Raw genomic sequence first — 2,565 nt, forward strand, 5'->3', positions numbered from 1 at the left:
GGCGAATCCTGACCGTAAGAGTGGATGTACTCTATCTGATAGGGATACTTTACGATGATCGGGCTCATTTTCTTCAGCTCTGAAAGGTCCTCGGGAAAGGGAACGTTATACACCGTCGACCCGGTCATGGTCTCGGGAAGCTTCGCGTCAGGGTTATATTTAGGTCTGTCTTTTTTTGATATCTTTTTCCCGGTCATCCCTACCACCCCCTTTCGAGTACGGAAACCGTCACATATGTTCCCGTCCCCGCGTGACTGTGGATAAGACCCCTCCTTGCACCATCGATCTGCAGCGTATCATCCCCGAAGTGGACGCCGATCCTTTCCTGAAGCTGCCAGAATGCAAACACGGCCTGCATCAAACCGGTGGCCCCAACGGGGTGGCCGCAGGCTATGAGGCCACCGGAGGGATTCACCGGCAAAGTCCCTTTATTTTTCAAAGGCAAACCGTAATCGATGCCACGCAGGAAAGGGTGCCCCTTTTCGACAAACGTGCCTCCCTCGCCGTACCTGCAGAGACCAAGGTCCTCGTACGTCTGTATTTCCGATGATGTGTAGGCATCATGGAGCTCGATGAAGTCGATCTCCCGGAGAGGATTTTTTATTCCGGCCATCTTATAGGCCTGGATACTCGCCATACGCCCGGCCCGGAAGGAGTGAATGCCGGGATACTTGAGTTTTTTGTAATCGCTTTTCTTTTCATGAGGCAACAGGGGCACCTCAGCATGCGGCCTGTCCGCCATCCTCATTGCGTCTGTACCGGTACCGACACCGGTTATCCTGACGGGCCTGTCGGTGAGCCGGTGTGCCGTCTTCTCGTCGGTAAGGATGCAGGCCGCAGCTCCGTCCGACATGACGCAGATATCGAGAAGCGTGAGAGGATAGGCAACCATCTCGGCATTGCGAACATCATCGATCGAGAGTTTCCCCCCCTTTTGAGAGTATGGGTTATAGAGCGCATTCATGTGATTTTTCACCGAGACCATCGCCATCTGCTCAACTCTGGTCCCAAACTCGTGGATGTGCCGGTTTACCATCATCGCGTAGTAACCGGAGTAGAAGCCGCCGACGGGATAATCGTAATTGACATCCGAGGCGAGGGCGATAAATTCGTTTCCTTTCCACGTCTGCACGTGAGACATGGTCTCAAAGCCGAAGGCCAGGCATACATCCATCCTTCCCGATGCCACCGCTTCCCATGCCGCCTGAAAACAGAGGCCGCCTGTCGCTCCCCCACCCTCCACTCTCTTGTTCGGCTTCGGACACAACCCGAGGTAATCGGTTGCCATGATGCCCGCCATCAGCTGCCGTGTGAAGTGGTCCGAAAAATATGAGGCGACGCTTCCGTCGATCTGGTCGCGGCTCAAACCGTCAACGTCATCCATGGCATAATCAAATGCTTCTTTGACCATCTTCTGAAAGGTTGCATCAGGCCGTGCCTTTTTGAACTTGCTCACGCCTCCCGCAACCATATAGACATCACGCATCAATACGTCTCCCTTTTATTTTCTCGGCTTGATGTTTTTCTTCACATACTCGATTATCTCTTCGAGCGGGGCACCGGGGGTAAATATCTTGTCCACACCGGCCTTTTCGAGAGTTGGAATGTCTCTGTCGGGAATGATACCGCCGCCGAATATCTTTATCCCCTTTACCCTCTTTTCCTTCAAGAGGCCAATCACTTTGGGAAAAAGGTGATTGTGGGCGCCCGAGAGGATGCTCAGGCCTATTCCGTCGACGTCCTCCTGTATCGCTGCATTCGCTATCATCTCTGGCGTCTGGTGAAGCCCTGTGTAAATGACTTCGAAACCGGCATCACGAAGAGCCCTTGCAATGATCTTGGCACCCCTGTCATGCCCGTCGAGGCCCGGCTTCCCCACCAGGATTCTTACCTTCCTGCCGGGACGTGCACCCTTGGCCTTCCTCTCAACGGATTTTTTCTTCGCTCCTTTTGCCCCCGTAACCATGGTCTCCCTCCATTTTACTAAAAGTATGCAGGATCCTTGTATTCTCCCAGGACTCCCCTCAGGACATCACAAATTTCGCCGAGGGTCACGTATTCTCTCACGGCATCGAGTATCACCGGCATGAGGTTCTCGCTGGTGCTGCCCGCTTCCTGCAAATTTTTTATGCAGGAGTTCACTTTTCTGGCGCTTCGCTTTCTCCGGACTTCCCTCGTCCGCCTGATCTGATTTCTCTCAACAGAATCGTCGATCTTCAAAATCGGCATGGAATTTTCCTCTTCCATTTCGTATTGGTTCACTCCCACGACGATTTTGTCCTTCCTGTCTACGAGCCGCTGATAGTTGTATGCAGCCTCCGCTACCTCTTTCTGCGGGTATCCCTGGTTTATCGCTTCGATTATCCCGCCCATCTCGTCTATCTTCTCGATGTAGGCGAGTGCCTTTTTCTCCATCTCATTGGTGAGCGCCTCTACGAAATACGATCCGCCGAGCGGATCTATCGTGTTTGCCACCCCCGACTCTTCAGACAGTATCTGCTGGGTCCGGAGGGCAACCGTGGCTGCTTCCTCGGTGGGCAGGGCGAGGGTCTCATCGAGCGAATT

General features: G+C 53.5%; 3 protein-coding genes and 1 pseudogene (1 of these 4 running past the window's edge). All 4 read right to left on the reverse strand.

What is annotated here, in order from left to right; translation table 11 throughout:
- The coding region (locus tag GTN70_04560) for a nucleotide-binding protein (GenBank protein ID NIO16256.1) at window positions 1-197 on the reverse strand (197 nt) is incomplete at its 3' end.
- A gap of 2 nt (window positions 198-199) precedes the next feature.
- Window positions 200-1,486, reverse strand: a complete 1,287-nt coding sequence (locus GTN70_04565; GenBank protein ID NIO16257.1) for a thiolase domain-containing protein — start codon at window positions 1,484-1,486, stop codon at window positions 200-202.
- A 15-nt stretch (window positions 1,487-1,501) separates the two neighbouring features.
- Window positions 1,502-1,966: a methylmalonyl-CoA mutase gene (locus GTN70_04570; protein ID NIO16258.1), complete on the reverse strand. Its 465-nt coding sequence runs from the start codon at window positions 1,964-1,966 to the stop codon at window positions 1,502-1,504.
- Window positions 1,967-1,983: 17 nt separating this feature from the next.
- Window positions 1,984-2,565, reverse strand: a pseudogene (locus tag GTN70_04575) (methylmalonyl-CoA mutase); it runs 991 nt beyond the window's last position.

The sequence above is a fragment of the Deltaproteobacteria bacterium genome (assembly GCA_011773515.1).
Taxonomy (GTDB): Bacteria; Desulfobacterota; Deferrimicrobia; order J040; family J040; genus WVXK01.